General features: G+C 70.0%; 15 protein-coding genes. 8 read left to right on the top strand and 7 right to left on the bottom strand.

The genetic code is table 11. The annotated features are described in order from the left end of the window. Window positions 1–154 precede the first annotated feature (154 nt). From AC1D1T_RS03600 to AC1D1T_RS03590, 3 genes are all read right to left on the bottom strand, one after another. Complete coding sequence (locus AC1D1T_RS03600) at window positions 155–2,023, bottom strand: sensor domain-containing diguanylate cyclase (protein WP_477991420.1); 1,869 nt, start codon at window positions 2,021–2,023, stop codon at window positions 155–157. A 69-nt stretch (window positions 2,024–2,092) separates the two neighbouring features. Continuing rightward, the gene (locus AC1D1T_RS03595) at window positions 2,093–3,085 is read right to left on the bottom strand and encodes an MBL fold metallo-hydrolase (RefSeq protein ID WP_477828584.1); all 993 of its coding nucleotides are present in this window, start codon (window positions 3,083–3,085) and stop codon (window positions 2,093–2,095) included. Window positions 3,086–3,125: 40 nt separating this feature from the next. Further along, on the bottom strand, window positions 3,126–3,563 hold the full coding sequence (locus AC1D1T_RS03590) for a GlcG/HbpS family heme-binding protein (protein WP_477991418.1): 438 nt from the start codon (window positions 3,561–3,563) through the stop codon (window positions 3,126–3,128). A gap of 66 nt (window positions 3,564–3,629) precedes the next feature. On the opposite strand from AC1D1T_RS03590, the gene AC1D1T_RS03585 reads away from it, so the two are divergent. The 4 genes from AC1D1T_RS03585 (at window position 3,630) to AC1D1T_RS03570 (ending at window position 6,347) form a co-directional block, all read left to right on the top strand. After that, on the top strand, window positions 3,630–4,553 hold the full coding sequence (locus tag AC1D1T_RS03585; protein ID WP_477844229.1) for a LysR substrate-binding domain-containing protein: 924 nt from the start codon (window positions 3,630–3,632) through the stop codon (window positions 4,551–4,553). A 90-nt stretch (window positions 4,554–4,643) separates the two neighbouring features. Continuing rightward, a complete protein-coding gene (gene cysM / locus AC1D1T_RS03580; protein WP_047509633.1) occupies window positions 4,644–5,549 on the top strand; it encodes a cysteine synthase CysM in 906 nt (301 codons plus the stop codon). Between the two features lie 7 nt (window positions 5,550–5,556). Further along, complete coding sequence (locus AC1D1T_RS03575) at window positions 5,557–6,108, top strand: NUDIX domain-containing protein (protein WP_047509631.1); 552 nt, start codon at window positions 5,557–5,559, stop codon at window positions 6,106–6,108. Between the two features lie 11 nt (window positions 6,109–6,119). Beyond that, window positions 6,120–6,347 (top strand): sulfurtransferase TusA family protein, encoded by a 228-nt coding sequence (locus AC1D1T_RS03570; RefSeq protein WP_465113699.1) that lies wholly within the window; start codon window positions 6,120–6,122, stop codon window positions 6,345–6,347. On the opposite strand, the gene galU is transcribed toward AC1D1T_RS03570, so the two are convergent. Further along, the gene (galU, locus tag AC1D1T_RS03565) at window positions 6,344–7,210 is read right to left on the bottom strand and encodes a UTP--glucose-1-phosphate uridylyltransferase GalU (protein WP_465113698.1); all 867 of its coding nucleotides are present in this window, start codon (window positions 7,208–7,210) and stop codon (window positions 6,344–6,346) included. The two genes, AC1D1T_RS03570 and galU, sit on opposite strands and share 4 nt — an antisense overlap. Window positions 7,211–7,312: 102 nt before the next feature. On the opposite strand from galU, the gene AC1D1T_RS03560 reads away from it, so the two are divergent. After that, a complete protein-coding gene (locus AC1D1T_RS03560) occupies window positions 7,313–8,290 on the top strand; it encodes an NAD(P)-dependent oxidoreductase (RefSeq protein WP_477827319.1) in 978 nt (325 codons plus the stop codon). On the opposite strand, the gene AC1D1T_RS03555 is transcribed toward AC1D1T_RS03560, so the two are convergent. Next, window positions 8,232–11,072, bottom strand: coding sequence for a valine--tRNA ligase (locus AC1D1T_RS03555; RefSeq protein ID WP_477991416.1), 2,841 nt, complete (start codon window positions 11,070–11,072; stop codon window positions 8,232–8,234). The genes AC1D1T_RS03560 and AC1D1T_RS03555 overlap by 59 nt on opposite strands. A gap of 140 nt (window positions 11,073–11,212) precedes the next feature. On the opposite strand from AC1D1T_RS03555, the gene AC1D1T_RS03550 reads away from it, so the two are divergent. The 3 genes from AC1D1T_RS03550 to AC1D1T_RS03540 all read left to right on the top strand — a co-directional run bounded on the left by AC1D1T_RS03550 (window position 11,213) and on the right by AC1D1T_RS03540 (window position 14,689). Beyond that, window positions 11,213–12,553, top strand: a complete 1,341-nt coding sequence (locus AC1D1T_RS03550; RefSeq protein ID WP_477824811.1) for a S41 family peptidase — start codon at window positions 11,213–11,215, stop codon at window positions 12,551–12,553. Window positions 12,554–12,644: 91 nt separating this feature from the next. Next, on the top strand, window positions 12,645–13,358 hold the full coding sequence (locus AC1D1T_RS03545; protein WP_047592312.1) for a response regulator: 714 nt from the start codon (window positions 12,645–12,647) through the stop codon (window positions 13,356–13,358). Then, complete coding sequence (locus tag AC1D1T_RS03540) at window positions 13,358–14,689, top strand: sensor histidine kinase (RefSeq protein ID WP_465113695.1); 1,332 nt, start codon at window positions 13,358–13,360, stop codon at window positions 14,687–14,689. Before AC1D1T_RS03545 ends, AC1D1T_RS03540 begins: the two co-directional genes overlap by 1 nt. Window positions 14,690–14,705: 16 nt before the next feature. Here the strand turns inward: AC1D1T_RS03540 and AC1D1T_RS03535 are convergent, their stop codons facing one another. Beyond that, window positions 14,706–16,013, bottom strand: coding sequence for a DUF4397 domain-containing protein (locus AC1D1T_RS03535; protein WP_465113694.1), 1,308 nt, complete (start codon window positions 16,011–16,013; stop codon window positions 14,706–14,708). Window positions 16,014–16,174: 161 nt separating this feature from the next. Further along, complete coding sequence (locus AC1D1T_RS03530) at window positions 16,175–17,152, bottom strand: GMP reductase (protein ID WP_465113693.1); 978 nt, start codon at window positions 17,150–17,152, stop codon at window positions 16,175–16,177. Window positions 17,153–17,162: the final 10 nt, after the last annotated feature.

Genomic DNA, 17,162 nt, shown 5'->3' with positions numbered 1-17,162 from the left:
TCATTCGCAGTTTGAATGGGCCGCAGGCTACCGCGGGACCCCTGTGATGAAGCGCGTTCCCAATACTCTGAAACACTGCTTGCAGCGGCGAGAGGTGCATGCCCGAGCCATCGCCGAGCCATGACCGCGCCGTGACCGGGACGCGGGCGTTGCCTCAGGGGCTCCAGAGGACGACGCGGTGCTTGCCGGCCCGCTTGGCGACGTACATCGCCTGGTCGGCGCGGGCCGTCAGCGCGTCGCCATCGTCGCCGTGTTCGGGCCCGATCGCGACGCCGATGCTCGCGCCCACCGTCACCACCTCGCCGCGGGCCAGGTGGATCGGCAGCTCGATCGCCTGCAGCACCCGCTGCAGCACGCGTTCCACCTCGCGCGCATCCTGGATGTTGCTGAGGATCAGCGCGAACTCGTCGCCGCCGAAACGGGCCACCACGTCGTTGGTGCGGATGCAGCCGAGCAGCCGCTTCGCGACCTCGCGCAGCACGGCGTCGCCGGCGTCATGTCCGTGGGCGTCGTTGACGGCCTTGAAGCCGTCCAGGTCGAGCCAGCTCACGGCCGTCAGCTGCCGGCGCCGCTGCGCATCGGCCAGGATGTAGAGCAGCCTTTCGGCGAACAGCATGCGGTTCGGCAGCCCGGTCAACGGGTCGTGCAGCGCAAGGTGGCGGGCGTGCGCCTCGCTGTCCTTCAGCGCGGTGATGTCGGTCATCGACCACAGCGATTCGTCGGCCGACACCGCCGCGCCGCTCAGGTCGATCCAGATCGCATGGCCCTGCTTGTGGCGCATGCGCAGCTGCGCCCGGAAGCGGCCGCGGGCCTGCAGCATCGGGTAGGCGCGGCGGCCGATGTCGTCGAAGGAGTCGTCGTCGAGGTAGAGCAGCCGCGCCGGCGCGCCGACCAGCTCGTGCGGCTCGTAGCCGAAGATCCGGTCCAGCGCGCGGTTCTTCCAGAGCGCGACGCGATCCTTCAGCTTCACCATGCCGACGACCTCGTTGTCGAGCATCACGCTCTGCTCCTGGGCCAACCGCGCGATCTCGCGGCGTGCGATCACCTGGCGCCGTTGCTGCACGAACAGCAGCGCGGAGAAGCCGGCGATGGTCGCGATCGCGATCGCGAGCAGTGCCGCCATCTGGCCCGCCTCGCGCCGCCAGCCCGCGAGGAAGTCGCTGGTGCCGAGTCCGACGAACACCCGGAACGACGAGCCGGGAATGCGCTGGTACGCGGTATAGCGCTCGATGCCGTCGAGCGCGGTCGGGGTCAGGTACGAGCCGCGCTCCGGGCCGGTCGCGAGGCGGCGCATCATCTCGGCGGAGACCACCACGGTGCCCAGGTTCTTCTCCTGCGCGCCGTCGATCACCGAGTAGCGCGCGATCAGCTTCAGCCCGCCCGATCGCAGCGACACGGCGCCCGCGCTGCCCAGCCCGATGCGCTTGAACCGGTCGATGAAGTGCTCGCTGGGCAGGCTCGTGTAGACCACGCCGGCAAACGATCCGTCGGCGCGGCGCAGTTGGCGGGCCACGGCGATGCCCCATTTGCGGCTGATGCGGCTCTGCACCGGCTCGGAGACCACCATCCCCTCGTGCGACTTCGCTTCGAGGAAGTAGTCGCGGTCGGCGATGCTGACCGCCGCCGTGCCTGCAGGCAGGCCGAAGCTGACGATGCCGGGTTCATCGGCGATGCGGATCGAATCGACCTGCGGCAGCAGCGAGCGCTGCTCGGCGAGGCTCTGCTCGATCTCGGCACGGCCGTCGGCATGGGTGGCGTCGAGGGCGCGCACGCGCAACGCGACGGTGGCCAGCGCGTTGTCGAGCTGCTTCAGCTCGGCGCCGAGCTCGATGGCCAGGCTGTTCGCGAGGTTCTCGGCCGATTCCCGCGCCCGCGCCTCTTCGGATTCGCGGCCCGCCTGCAAGGCCACGCCGGCGGCCAGCACCAGCACCAGGATCACCACGGCATTGCCCGCCACCAGGGCGAGGGCCAGGCGGCGCAGCGGCAATGCGATGGAGCGGTCGGGAAGCGACGGGTCGGTCATGGGCAATGGGCGGATCCTAAGGCACGCTGCCCGGTTCGCGCACCGCCCTTGCCCGGCCGGACGGCGCCGCTATTTCAGCTGTGCCGTGTAGTCCACCGGCAGCCAGCGGTACCCCGCGCCGGCCCGGCGCAGGTGGCCGAGGCCGGGGAACGGCAGGTGGGGGGCGCCGATCAGCGTGTTCTGCGCGGCTGCCTGCGCGAACACCTGGCGGCGCGTGGCGGCCGCGGCGGGCTCGTCGCTGTCGTACGCGATCGTGACGCGCGGGTCGTCGAGCTGCACGGCACCGACATGGATCAGGTCGCCGATCAGCAGCAGGCGCTGCCCCTGGCTCTCGACGGCATAGACCGTGTGCCCGGCACTGTGCCCGCGTGCCGCGATGGCGCGGATGCCGGGCAGCAGCTCGGTGCCGGCGGCGAACGGCTTCAGCCGGCCGGCTTCGGCGTAGGGATTCAGCGAGGCCATCGCGCCCTGGAAGAAGCCCTTGGCCTGTGCCGGCGCGGCCTCCATCTTCGCGGCCGACAGCCAGTACTGCGCGTCGGCCTCGTCGAGGCGCACCGTGGCGTTCGGGAACGCCACGCCGCCCGGCCCCATCAGGCCGCCGACGTGGTCGGGGTGGGCGTGGGTCAGCAGCACCTCGTCGACCTGCTCGGGCTGGTAGCCGGCGGCCCGCAGGCTTGCGGTCAGCTTGCCGAGCGTGGGCCCGAACAGCGCGCCGGCGCCGGTGTCGACGAGCACCAGCTTGTCGCCGGTGTTGACCAGGAAGCCGGTGACCGAGGTCTCGACGGGGCTCTTCAGGTGCGCGGCAGCGAGCCGCGAGGCCATCGCGCCGGACGGCGGGTGCAGCAGCGTGTCGGCCGGCAGGTCGACGGTGCCGTCGCTCAGTGCAGTGACTTCGAAGGCCCCGAGCATCACGCGGTAGAAGCCGGGTGCCTGGGTCTTGACCATCGGGGCGGCGGCCCGTGTGGCCGAGGGCGTGACGGCAGCGCCGAGTGCGGCGAGCGCGATGGCGGTGGAGGCCAATGCGCCGGCTGCGGCACGCAGGGAGAACAGGGCAGAAGACATGGGAAGCAATCTCTCGTTCAAGGAGGGAGGGAAAGGTCGATCAGGCCGAGGCGGCCAGGCCGAGCGCCGCAATGGCCCGCTCGGCCACCTGGTGGTCCTGCTCGGCGTCGCCGCCGGAAATGCCGATGCCGCCGACCAGCTGCGTGCCGTCGAAGATCGGGCAGCCGCCGCCGACAGCGACGAAGCGCGGCCGGTGCGCGAGCTGGGCCGCCATCGGGCGCTCGAGGATCGCGGTCCACTGGCGGGTCGACACGCCGTAGGAGGTCGCTGTCCAGGCCTTGTCGACCGCGATCGACGCGGTCAGGAAGCGGGCGCCGTCGTCGCGCTCGAAGGCCTTCAGCTCGCCGGTCGCATCGGTCACCGCCACCGTCACGTGGATGCCGAGCGAGCGTGCGGCGGCCTGGGCGTGGGCTATCAGCGTGGCGGCGGCCTCGCGGGTGATCGACGCCAGCGGGCGGGTGTGGATGGAAGAAGTCATGGGCATTGCTCCGTTGAAGGGTGGCCCATGATTCAATCGAAGCCTTCATCACGCAAATCGATTGAAATGATCGGAACTATCAGAGAACGTGATTTCAGGGGCGTCGACCTGAACCTGCTGGTGACGCTGCTGGTGCTGCTGCGCGAGCGCAGCGTGTCGAAGGCGGCAGCGTGCCTTCACCTCGGCCAGCCGGCGGTCAGCGGCGCATTGGCGCGGCTGCGCGAGCTGTTCCACGACGAGCTGCTGGTGCGCGGCAAGGGCGGCATGCAGCCGACGCAGCGCGGGCTCGAGCTGCAGTCGGCGCTGGCGCCGGCGCTGGCCGAGCTGCAGGCCGTCGTCTCCGATGCCCCGGCCTTCGATCCGGCGCGCAGCGACCGCAGCTTGGTGATCGGCATGCCCGACTGGATCGACACCTGGCTGCTGCCCGGCCTGGTCGCGCGGCTGGCGGCAGAGGCGCCGCAGGCGCGCATCGCCGTCGTCGCGACCGACCGCTTCCGGATCGCCGACATGCTGCTGCAGGAGCAACTCGATCTCGCGATCGGCGCCTTCCCCGCCGGGCCGGCCTGGCAGCGCAGCCGGCCGCTCGCGACGGTGCCGTACTGTTGCGTGGCGCGGCCGGGCGTGATCGGCGTGAAAGGCACGCTGACCTTGAAGCAGTTCGCCGTGCTGCCGCACCTGATGGTGACCTACCGCGGCGCGTTCCATGGCACGGTGGACGACGCGCTCGACGCGCTCGGATTGAAGCGCCGCATCGTCTGCACCAGCCCGCGCTTCTCGTCGCTGCCGCGGGTGCTGCAGCAGGTGCCGGCGATCGCCACCGTGCCGCAGGTGCTGGCGCCCGGCTGGCAGCGCGACTTCGGGCTGGTGCGGGCGGCGGTGCCGCTGAAGCTGCCGCCCAGCCCGGTGGCGATCGTCCACCACGCGAGCCGCGACAAGGACCCGGCGCTGCGCTGGCTGTGCAGCCTGATCGAGGCGGTGGTGGCCGAGTAGGGGCTGTTGCCGGGATTTCGCCCCGGCAGGGCGAAACCCTGCCAGAGCAACAACCCAGCGCCCCCTGCGACAATCTCGCGAGGAGACCCCATGACGCCGTACAAGACCCTTGAAGACGTGATCGGACAGACGCCGCTGGTGCGGCTGCAGCGCCTGCCGGGCGCCGACAACGAGCGGCGCGGCAACGTGATCCTGGCCAAGCTCGAAGGCAACAACCCGGCCGGCTCGGTGAAGGACCGGCCGGCCATCAGCATGATCCGGCGCGCCGAGGAGCGCGGCGACATCCGCCCCGGCGACACGCTGATCGAGGCCACCTCGGGCAACACCGGCATCGCGCTCGCGATGGCGGCCGCGATCCGCGGCTACCGCATGCTGCTGATCATGCCGGAGGACCTGAGCGTCGAGCGCGCGCAGACCATGAAGGCCTTCGGTGCCGAGCTGATCCTCACGCCGCGCAGCGGCGGCATGGAATACGCCCGCGACCTGGCCGAGCAGATGCAGCGCGACGGCAAGGGCCGCGTGCTCGACCAGTTCGCGAACGCCGACAACCCGCGCGTGCACTACGAGACCACCGGCCCCGAGATCTGGGCCGACACCGGCGGGCGTGTCACGCACTTCATCAGCGCGATGGGCACCACCGGCACCATCACCGGCACCTCGCGCTTCCTGAAGGAGCAGAACCCGGCCGTCCGCATCATCGGTGCGCAGCCTGCCGAAGGCTCGCGCATCCCCGGCATCCGCAAGTGGCCCGAGGCCTACATGCCGAAGATCTACGACCCGAGCTGCATCGACGAGACGGTCAGCGTCAGCCAGGACGCGGCCGAGGAGATGGCGCGCCGCCTGGCGCGCGAGGAAGGCCTGTTCGGCGGCATCTCGGCGGCCGGCGCCTGCTGGGTGGCGCTGGAGATCGCCAGGCGGGTCGAGAACGCGACGCTGGTGTTCGTCGTCTGCGACCGCGGCGACCGCTACCTGTCCACCGGCGTCTTCCCCGCCTGAGCCCACCATGAATTACGACACCCGCTTCTGCCCGAACTGCGCGACCGGCCTGCAGCCGGTGACGCTCGAAGAAGACGGCGGCCCGAAGACGCGGCTGCGCTGCCCGGCCTGCGCCTGGACGCACTGGAACAACCCGACGCCGGTGCTGGCCGCGGTGATCGAGCTGGCCGATCGCGACGGGCAGCTGCTGCTGGCGCGCAATGCCGCCTGGCCCGGCAGGTACTTCGGGCTGATCACCGGCTTCATGGAGGCGGGCGAGACGCCGCAGGAGGGCATCACCCGCGAAGTGATGGAGGAAACCTCGCTGACGGTCGATCGCCTGTCGATCATCGGGGCCTACGACTTCCAGCGGATGAACCAGGTGATCATCGCGTACCACGCGGTGGCGCGCGGCGAGATCAAGTTGTCGCCGGAGCTCGTCGAGTACAAGCTCTTCACCCCCGAGGCCGTGCAATGCTGGCCGGCCGGCACCGGCTATGCGCTGGCCGACTGGCTGACCGCGCGCGGCATCACGCCGCAATGGCGCGAGCTGATGCCGCGGCCGGTGGAACCCACTTGAAAGGACTCGCGATGGAAGCGCAGAAAGAAGTCGATGCCCGCGGCATGAACTGCCCGCTGCCGATCCTGAAGGCCAAGAAGGCGCTGGCCGACATGAACAGCGGCGAGCTGCTGAAGGTGATCGCGACCGACCCGGGGTCGATGCGCGATTTCCAGGCGTTCGCGCGGCAGACCGGGAACGAGCTGGTCGAGCAGAAGGCGGTGAACGACGAGTTCATCCACCTCTTGCGTCGACGTTAGAACTCCAGGTTCTTCAGGTACTTCCGGAAATCCGCCCCCAGCACCGGGTGAGCCAGCGCCAACTCCACGTTGGCCTCCAGGAAGCCTTCCTTGCTGCCGCAGTCGTAGCGGCGGCCTTCGTAGCGGTAGGCGAACACCTTCTCGCGGCGCAGCAGCCCGGCGATGCCGTCGGTCAGCTGGATCTCGCCACCCACGCCGCGCGGCTGGTTCGCGATCTCGGTGAAGACGCCCGGCGTCAGGATGTAGCGCCCGGCCACGCCCAGCCGCGACGGCGCTTCTTCCGGCGCCGGCTTCTCGACGATGCGGGTGATGTCGATCAGCCGGTCGTTCACTGCGCGGCCGTCGACGATGCCGTAGCGCTTCGTCTGCTCCGGCGGCACCTCCTGCACCGCCAGCATCGAGACGCGCCATTCGGCGAACTGCTCGACCATCTGCTGCAGCACCGGCTTCTGGCCCACCATCAGGTCGTCGGCCAGCAGCACCGCGAACGGCTCGTTGCCGATCAGCCGCTGCCCGCACAGCACCGCATGGCCCAGGCCCAGCGCCTGCGGCTGGCGCACGTAGACGCACTCCATGTCGTCCGGCTTCACGCTGTGCACCACGTCCAGTAACTCTTGCTTACCCGCCTGTTCGAGGGCTACCTCCAATTCGAAGGTCATGTCAAAGTGATCTTCGATGGGGCGCTTGTGCCGGCCGGTCACGAAAATCATCTCGCGGACCCCGGCGGCGTAGGCCTCCTCGACGGCGTACTGGATGAGGGGCTTGTCGACAACCGGCAGCATTTCCTTCGGTTGGGCCTTGGTCGCGGGCAGGAATCGCGTGCCGAGGCCCGCTACCGGAAAGATCGCCTTGTTGACAAACATGTGTGTCTGGTCCCTTTAAACTGTGATTTAGTCGACAAAAACCATTGTGTCACGGGCTCTTTGGAGGGCATGTGACACCGGGGCAGAGCCTCTCGAAGCCGCATGGACTTGCTGATCATCGAACCGCTGGAAGCAGAAGTCATGCAGTGGCTCGATGCGCGCTATTCGCTGCGGCAGGCGCCGGAGCTGGCGCGCGACACCCGCGCATTCCGCCAGGCGCTCTACAACGTGCGGGCGCTGATCCTGCCGCCCACCGTCGCGCTCGATGCGCAGGCGCTGCACTACGCGCCGGTGCTGCGCGCGGTCGGCCGGGTCAGCGCCGGCGCCGAGAACATCGACCTCGACGCCTGCGCGCGCGCCGGCATCGAGGTGGTGCGCAGCCAGACCGCCACCGCGCAGGCCGAGGCCGAGTTCATGATCGGCGCGCTGCTGTCGCTGCTGCGCCGCGTGCCGGTGGTCGGCTCCGACGGCATGCTGGTCGGCCGCGAGCTGGGCGCCTGCACCGTCGGGCTGATCGGCATGCCGCCGGCCGCGAAGGCGATGGCCCGGATGCTGAGCGGCTTCGGCTCGAAGCTCATCGGCTACGACCCGTCGCTGCATGCGAGCGACAGCGTGTGGAACCGCTGGCAGGTCGGCCCGGTGGGCCTGCGCGAGCTGCTGGAGCAGTCCGATGCGGTGTGCGTGCAGCTGAACTACTTCAGCCGCTACCACGGGCTGCTGGGCGAGCGCTTCCTGCCGTTCTGCAAGCCGAACCAGGTGATCGTCAGCATCGCGCACTCGGGCCTGTTCGACGAGAAGTCGCTGGCCGACGTGCTGTCCAGCGGGCGCGTCTCGGCCGTCTGGCTCGACAGCCTGGAGCCCGGCGCGCTGGAGCCGGGCCGGCCGCTGAGCGGCATGGACACGCTGCAGATCACGCCGCGGGTGGCCAGCACCACGCGCGAATCGCGGCTGCGCAGCTCGTGGGCGGTGGCCCGGCGGATCGACGAGCTGCTCGCGATCTCGGCCGGCGCACCGCGCGAGTTCAGGACGACGGACCCAGGCGTTCCGCTTGATGCCGCAGTCGATCCAGCGTTGCCGTGAAGTCGACCAGGCGCTGCTTCATTTCATCGACCACCGCCTGAGGCGCGCGCGCGACGAAGCTCTCGCTCGACAGCTTCGCGTCGCACTTGCCGATCTCGGCCTCTATGCGCTTGATCTCCTTGGCCACCCGCTCGCGCTCGGCGGCGACGTCGATCTCGACATGCAGCGCGATCCGCGTCTCGCCCTGCACCGAGACCGGCAGCTGCGCCGTCGCCGCCGCGAACGCGGCCTCGTCGTCGAACACCTGCACGCCCGACAGCCGGATCAGCGACTGCAGCAGCGGCGCGGCCTCGCGCACGAAGTCGTTGTCGCCGATCGCGTACAGCGGCACCGGCTTGGTCACCTGCATCTCGTTGCGCAGGTTGCGCGTCGCGCCGGCCAGGCCCTTGAAGCGCTCGACCCAGGCATCGGCCTGCGGGTCGACGCGCTCCAGCTGCGCCTTCGGGTACGGCGCGGTGACGATGCTCTGCCCGGAGCCCGCCGCCTTGCGGCCGGCCAGCGGCGCGACCACGTCCCACAGCTCGGCGGTCACGAACGGCATGATCGGATGCATCAGGCGCAGCACCGTCTCGAGCGTGCGCAGCAGCGTGCGCCGCGTCGCGCGCTTCGCCGCCTCGTCGCCGTTCTGCAGCTGCGCCTTCGCGAGCTCCAGGTACCAGTCGCAGTATTCCGTCCAGACGAACTGGTAGATGGCGTTGGCGACGTTGTCGAGCCGGTAGTCGCTGAAGCCCTGCTCGACCGCCGCCTCGACGCGCTGCAGCTCGCCGCTGATCCAGCGGTCGACCTTCGAGAACGACAGGTAGCCGGCGAACTCGCCGCCCGGCTCGCACTGCGCCTTGGTGTGCTCGGCGAGGCCGCAGTCCTGGCCCTCGCAGTTCATCAGCACGAACTTGGTCGCGTTCCAGAGCTTGTTGCAGAAGTTGCGGTAGCCCTCGCAGCGCTTGGTGTCGAAGTTGATGTTGCGCCCGAGGCTCGCGTACGAGGCCATCGTGAAGCGCAGCGCGTCGGCGCCGTAGGCCGGCATGCCGTCGGGGAACTCCTTCTTCACGCGCGCGGCCACCTTCGGCGCGGTCTCGGGCTTGCGCAGGCCGACGGTCGATTTCTGCACCAGCGTCGCGAGGTCGCGGCCCTCGATCAGGTCGACCGGGTCGAGCACGTTCCCTTCGGACTTGCTCATCTTCTTGCCTTCGCTGTCGCGCACCATGCCGTGGATGTAGACGGTGCGGAACGGCACGCGGCCGGTGAAGTGGGTGGTCATCATGATCATGCGCGCCACCCAGAAGAAGATGATCTCGTAGCCGGTGACCAGCACGCTGGACGGCAGGAACAGGTCCATCTCCTTCGTCTTCTCGGGCCAGCCGAGCGTCGAGAACGGCACCAGCGCCGACGAGTACCAGGTGTCGAGCACGTCCTCGTCGCGGCGCAACTCGCCGCTGTAGCCGGCGGCCTGGGCCTTGACCCGCGCGTCGGCTTCGGTGCGTGCGACGAAGATCTCGCCGCCGCTGCCGTACCAGGCCGGGATCTGGTGGCCCCACCACAGCTGGCGCGAGATGCACCAGTCCTGGATGTTCTTCATCCACTGGTCGTAGGTGTTGACCCAGTTCTCGGGGACGAACTTGACCTCACCCGAGGCCACCGCGTCGACCGCCTTCTGCGCGATCGACTTGCCGTCGGGGCCCGGCTTGCTGACCGCGACGAACCACTGGTCGGTCAGCATCGGTTCGACGATCGCGCCGGTGCGGGCGCAGCGCGGCACCATCAGCTTGTGCTTCTTCACCTCGACCAGCAGGTCCAGCGCCTGCAGGTCGGCGACGACCTTCTTGCGGGCGACGAAGCGGTCCAGGCCGCGGTAGGGGGCGGGTGCGTTGTCGTTGACCTTCGCGTCGAGGTCGAGCACGCCGATCATCGGCAGCTGGTGGCGCAGTCCGACGGCGTAGTCGTTCACGTCATGGGCGGGGGTCACCTTCACGACGCCGGTGCCGAACTCGCGGTCGACGTACTCGTCGGCGATCACCGGGATCGTGCGGTCGCACAGCGGCAGCGTGACCTGCTGGCCGATCAGCGCCTGGTAGCGCTCGTCGTCGGGGTGCACCATCACGGCGGTGTCGCCGAGCATGGTCTCGGGGCGCGTCGTGGCCACCACCAGCGAGCCGGAACCATCGGCCAGCGGGTAGCGGATGTGCCACAGCGAGCCGTCTTCCTCCTCGCTCTCGACCTCGAGGTCGGACACCGCCGACTTCAGCACCGGGTCCCAGCTCACCAGCCGCTTGCCGCGGTAGATCAGCCCCTGCTCGTAGAGCTGCACGAAGGTGTCGGTGACGATCGGCGAGAGCTTCTCGTCCATCGTGAAGTACTCGTGCTGCCAGGCCACCGAGGCGCCCATGCGGCGCATCTGCTGCGTGATGGTCGAGCCCGACTGCTCCTTCCATTCCCACACGCGGGCGACGAAATTCTTGCGGCCGAGGTCGTGGCGGCTCTGGCCGGCCGCCTCGAGCTGGCGCTCGACGACGATCTGCGTCGCGATGCCGGCGTGGTCGGTGCCCGGCACCCACAGCGTGTTGTCGCCCTTCATGCGGTGCCAGCGGGTCAACGAGTCCATGATGGTCTGGTTGAACGCGTGCCCCATGTGCAGCGTGCCGGTGACGTTGGGCGGCGGCAGCTGGATGCTGAACGAGGGCTTGTTCGCGTCCAGCGTGGGCTCGTACAGGCCCTGCTGCTCCCACAGCGGCGCCCAGCGGGCCTCGATCGGGGCGGGTTCGAACGATTTGGCGAGCTCGGTCATGGCGGTGTGGGGTCGGATCGGCGGCGGCCACCGGGGTGGCGCAGGCTGCGGGCAGGGGGAAGGCGGAATTGTAGGCGGGGGGCACCTGCTGCTATGGTGGCGGGGATCCCCGCACTGACGCGGCCACCGGGAGAGCCACCATGCGACCCCTGCCCACGAAGCTGTTCGCCTCCACCAGCCTGGCCCTGCTGACCGTGCTCGCCGGCTGCGGCGGCAACGACGACGGCCTGCCGCTGAACGGCGGCGCCCCCAGCTGCGATCTCGCGACCCAGAAATCCTGGCTCCGCGGCTACATGGCCGACTGGTACTACTGGAGCGGCAGCTCGCCGAGCCCCGATCCCGGCCCGTACGCGAGCGTGCCGGACTACTTCGACGCCTTGTTGTTCACCGGCGCCGCGCCGGTGCCGGCCGATCGCTGGAGCTACATCGAGAGCAGCGCGTCGTACAACCAGTTCTATGGCGACGGCCGCACGCTCGGCTACGGCGTCTCGGTCAACGGGCTGGAGCTGCAGTTGCCGCTGAAGGTGCGTTACATCGAGCCGCTGTCGCCCGCCGCCACCGCCGGGCTGGTGCGTGGCGACGTGATCAGCTCGGTCAACGGCCGCAGTGCCGCCGAGCTGGTGGCGGCCGATGATTTCTCGGCGCTGACGCCGGCGCAGGCCGGCGACGTGCTGACCCTCGTGATCGATGCGCCGGGCGGGCTGAAGACCGTCACGGTGACCGCCGGCACCTATGCGCTGACGCCGGTGCCGGTGACGCGGCTGCTGACGCTCGCGAACGGCACGAAGGCCGGCTACCTGGTGCTGAAGGATTTCCTCACGCAGGCCGAGGATCCGCTGATCGATGCGCTGGCGCAGTTCCGCGCGGCCGGCGCGACCGAGCTGATCCTGGACCTGCGCTACAACGGCGGCGGCCGCGTCTCGACGGCCGCGCTGCTCGCCACGCTGGTGACCGGCTCCGCCCGGCGCGACCAGGTGTTCGCGCGGCTCACGTTCAATGCGCGGCACCCGAACTCGAACGGCGCCTACCTGCTCGGCTCGGTGCCGGGCGCGGCGGCCTTCCCGCGGGTGGTGGTGCTGACCGGCGCGCGCACCTGCTCGGCCAGCGAGCTGGTCGTGAACGGGCTGAAGCCCTATGCCGAGGTGGTGACGATCGGCGGCACGAGCTGCGGCAAGCCGGTCGGCTTCCAGCCGCGCGCGTCCTGCGACAACACCTACAGCGCCGTCAACTTCGAGGCCACCAACGCGCTCGGGGAGGGCGGGTTCTGGAACGGCATCGCCGCCACCTGCGCCGGGACCGACACCTTCAGCGGCGCGCTCGGCGACCCGGCGGAATCGCTGACAGCCGCGGCCGTGGCCTACCTGCAGGACGGCAGCTGCGCGGTCGCCGGTTCCGCTGCGAAGGAACGCGCCGCACGCTGGTCGAAGCGGCTCGCCGCCGGTGCCGAGCCCGGCGATCGCCGGGGCATGTGGGCGGATTGACATGTCGCTCGGTTCGGTCTGACATGATCGGACATGCAGAGACATCTGCCAGAAGCAAGCGCGCAACGCGGGCTCACTAAGCTTCCTGCCCATGACCAAGCCGTACCACCTCTACGTCGTCGAGGACGACAACCCGCTGCGCACGATGCTGTGCGACTACCTGGAGAAGCAGGGCCTGGTCGTCACCGGCATGGCCACCGCCGAGGATCTGCTGCGCCGCATCCACCGGCTGCGCCCCGACCTGGTGGTGCTCGACGTGAGCCTGCCCGGCATGAGCGGGCTGCAGGCCTGCCAGAAGCTGCGCTCCGAAGGGGACCGCGTGCCGATCATCATCCTGACCGCGCGCAGCGAGGAGATCGACCGCGTGCTCGGCCTCGAGATGGGCGCCGACGATTTCCTCGGCAAGCCGTTCTCGGCGCGCGAGCTGCTCGCGCGTGTGCACGCGGTGCTGCGCCGCGCGATCGTGCCGCCGGGCCTGTCGCAGATGAACCAGGCGCCGGTCAAGTTCGGCGGCAGCGTCTTCGACGTGAGCGCCCGCTGCCTGTTCCGCAACGGTGCCACGCGCGTGCTGAGCACCGTCGAGTTCTCGGTGCTGGCCGAGCTGGTGGCGAACCCGGGGGTCGCGGTGTCGCGCGAGCGGCTGCTGGCGGTGTCCCACTCGCGCAGCGAATCGCTGCTGCTGCGCGCGATCGACGTCACCGTGATGCGCCTGCGCAAGCTCGTCGAATCCGATCCCGGCACCCCGCGCTTCATCCAGACGGTGCGCGGCCACGGCTACATGTTCGTGCCTGAAACCTCGCGCTGATGCACTGGCTGCCCCGCTCGCTGGCCGGCCGCGTCACCTGGCTGGTGGGGCTGATCAGCGTCGCGTCGCTGATCGCGCAGCTGCTGCTGTTGCGCACGCTGCTGTTCGAGCCGTTCAGCGAGGGCATGCTGGTCGCGGTGGTCGGCGAGGCGCACCAGGCGCAGCAGAACCTGCTGACGACGCCGCCCGACGAGCGCGATCGCGTCGCGGTGGAGTTGTCGTACGGCCCGTTCTGGGTCGGCCGCAGCGGCGCGCCCGATGGCGGGCCGGACATCGTCGGTCCGCTGCGCCAGCCGTCGATCGAGCTGCCGAGCGGGCTGCAGGACATCGTCACCCGCTCGCTCGGCCATGACGCGGTGCTCGACATCAGCGACCGCAACGGGCTGGTGCTGCGCATCGAGGCCGACATCGAGGGCGAGCGCTGGAACTTCGTGCACCGCCATGCGTCGCCGCGCAATGCGCCGACGATCACCTTGCTGGCGGTGCTGGCCCTGCTGTTCGGCACCGCGGCGCTGAGCCTGTGGATCGGCTTCCGGGTGATCGCGCTGCCGCTGAAGCGGCTGGCGCACGAGATCGCGACGCGGCGCGGCGCGCTGCGCGCGATCGAGCTGCCGGCCGGCGCGAGCGACGAGCTGCAGCAGATCGCGCGCGCCTTCAATTCGCTGGCGCGCAGCCTCGACGAGGCCGACCGCACGCGCGGCCAGCTGCTGGCCGGCGTGTCGCACGACCTGCGCACGCCGCTCGCGCGGCTGCGCCTGCGCATCGAGACGCAGTGCGACGAGCCGGTGGGCGATGCGTTGCTGCTGGACCTCGGTTCGGTGCAGCGCATCGTCGACCAGTTCCTCGCCTATGTGCAGGGCGGCGCCGACATCCAGCTCGGCCGCCTGCAGCCGCTGTGGGACACCGGGCGCGCGGTGGTCGCGATGTACGCCGATCCCGGCGTCACGCTGCGCGGCGACGGCGTCGACGAACAGCTGCCCGACATCGCGGTGCAGCGGCTGCTCAGCAACCTGATCGACAACGCGCTCGCGTACGGCCAGCGGCCGGTGATCGTCGACCTGTGCCGCTGCGAGGGCGGCGTGACGATCGCGGTGTACGACCACGGCCCGGGCCTGAGCGACGCCGAATTCGGCCAGGCGCTGCAGCCCTTCGTGCGGCTGGACCGCCAGCGCAGCTCGCTCGGGCACTGCGGCCTGGGCCTGGCGATCGTCTCGCAGATCGCGCGCCAGCTCGGCGGCACGCTGAGCCTGGCGCGTGCGGCGGACGGGGCGTTCGGCATCGCCTTGACGCTCAAGACCGCCGCCCCGCCGCCGCACGACGGGGCGGCCTGATCTCCAGCAGTCCGCTTCAGCGGTCCAGCCGCAGCACCGCCGAGGGCGCTGCCGCATCCCCCAGCATGAACAGCGTGTAGACCCCCGGTGTCAGCAGCGCCACGTTGCCGGTGTACAGCGCGCTCGACGAGGTGGCCGAGTCGACCTCCAGCGGCGTCGGGCTCGCGGTGGTGCTGTTGATCACCTGGGTCGGATCCCCCGCGGTGCCGAACGCGATGTTCGAGCTCTTGGCCAGCACGCCGTTGTTGGCCTGCAGCGTCAGCGCCGAGTTCAGGCCGTTCACGCCGTTGATCAGCCGCAGCTTCACATAGCCGCTGGTCAGCGCCGGGCTGTTGTCGTCGCTGATCAGCGCGACCTGCGGGGCCGCGGCGCTGCCCAGCACCAGCAGCGTCAGGTCGGCGCCGGGCGCGGCGGTCAGGCCGCTCGGGCTCACGTCGGTGCCGTTGATCGACACGCTGGTCGCGAGTGCGCCGGCCGGCACCTGCAGGTAGCTGCCGATCGCCGGCGGCTTGCCGGTGGAGACGGTGCCGCTGGACAGATTGATGCCGTTGACGGTGGCCGCCACCGTGCCCGAGGCCGACGCGCCGGCCACCAGCCGCACGCGCGCAAAGCCGTTCACCTGCGCCTGCAGGGTGCCCTGCTGGTTGATCAGCAGGCCGTTGACCAGCACGCCGCCCGGCGTGGAGGTCAGCACGAGCGTCAGGATCTGCTGGTCGGTCAGCGTGACCGACGGGATGTCGAGCCGCACGTCGGTCTCGTCGCCGGCGGCGGTGACGCGGATCCGGTAGGTGCCGGCGGTGATCTCGCCGTAGGTCGAGAAGCGTTCCCCGCCGATGGTCGGCGCGTTCGGGGTGGCGTTGGTCAGCGTGTCGGTCGGCGCGGTGACGTACACGTCGACATTGCCGGCCTCGTACGAGGTGTTGAAGACGCGGAACTTCGCGGTGCCCGAGGTCGGTGCCGCCTCGTTGTCGCTCAGGTAGCGGGTGCGCAGGCTGCCCGACGTGTTGTAGGCGACCAGCGTGTTGTGCACGCCGTCGCTGACCGATTGCACGGCGGATGCCACCGCGGTGCTCGAGCCGGCGGGCTTCAGGTAGAAGGTGTAGGAGCCCGAGCCGATCGTCGTGTAGTCGCCGACGGTGTTGGTCGCCACCGCCGCGTTGGCCTTCGTGTCGTTGTCGTACAGGTCCAGCGACGCGTAGGTGGAGGTGGCATTGACGAGGCGGACGTAGCCCGGGCCGTCGTCGCTGCTGCCGCCGCAGCCGGTCAACAGGAGGGGCGCGGCCGCCACGGCCGCGAGCAGGGGCGCGAACAATCTCAGCTTCACAGGTTTTCCTTTGGATCGAGGGGACGGCGGCGTCCGCCCGCAGGTGCGGGCGCGGCGCTGCCGCACCGGTCGATTCAAGCGAAACCGTGTTGCGCGCAGGTTGCGTCTTCGTGGGGGCGGGTGTCGCCGCGTGTCGGCCCTGACACACGCCGGCGATGCCGCTACATCAAAAGGTGTTCTCCCGCGTTGTCCCCACCCAGGATCACGTAGTTCACCTTGCGGATGTCGGCCAGCCGCGTGCCGCCGGCGTAGCTGATCGAGCTCTGCACGTCCTCGCGCATCTCGCGCAGCGTGTCGGCCAGCTTGCCCTTCACCGGCTCGAGGATGCGCTTGCCCTCGACGTGCTTGTACTCGCCCTTGTTGAAGTCGCTGGCCGAGCCGTAGTACTCCTTGAAGACCTTGCCGTCGGCCTCGACCGTCTTGCCGGGCGATTCCTCATGGCCGGCGAACAGCGAGCCGATCATCACCATCGCGGCGCCGAAGCGCACGCTCTTCGCGATGTCGCCGTGGTCGCGGATGCCGCCGTCGGCAATGATCGGCTTGGTCGCGACACGGGCACACCACTTCAGCGCGCTCAGCTGCCAGCCGCCGGTGCCGAAGCCGGTCTTCAGCCGCGTGATGCAGACCTTGCCCGGGCCGATGCCGACCTTGGTCGCGTCGGCGCCCCAGTTCTCCAGGTCGATCACCGCCTCGGGCGTGCCGACGTTGCCGGCGATGATGAAGGTCTTCGGCAGGCGCTGGCGGATGTGATCGATCATCTTGCGCACGCTCTCGGCGTGGCCGTGCGCGATGTCGATCGTGATGTAGTCGGCGCCGACGCCCTCGGCCGCGAGGCGGTCGATCACGGCGTAGTCGTCGGCCTTCACGCCCGAGCTGATCGAGACGAACAGGCCGCGCTCGCGCATGCGCTTCGCGTACGCGACGTTGTCCAGGTCGAAGCGGTGCATCACGTAGAAGTAGCCGTTGGCGGCCAGCCACTGCGTGATCGGCTCGTCGACCACCGTCTTCATGTTGGCCGGCACCACCGGCAGCTTGAAGCTGCGGCCGCCGAGCTCGGTCGAGGCGTCGCATTCGGCGCGGCTCTCCACGCGGCACTTGCGCGGCAGCAGCAGGACGTTGTCGTAGTCGAAGATTTCCATGGTCAGGCTC

It is taken from the genome of Rhizobacter sp. P2_H3, from assembly GCF_056403355.1.
Note: the sequence above shows the minus strand (reverse complement) of the source record. Positions and strands in the feature narration are given on the sequence as shown.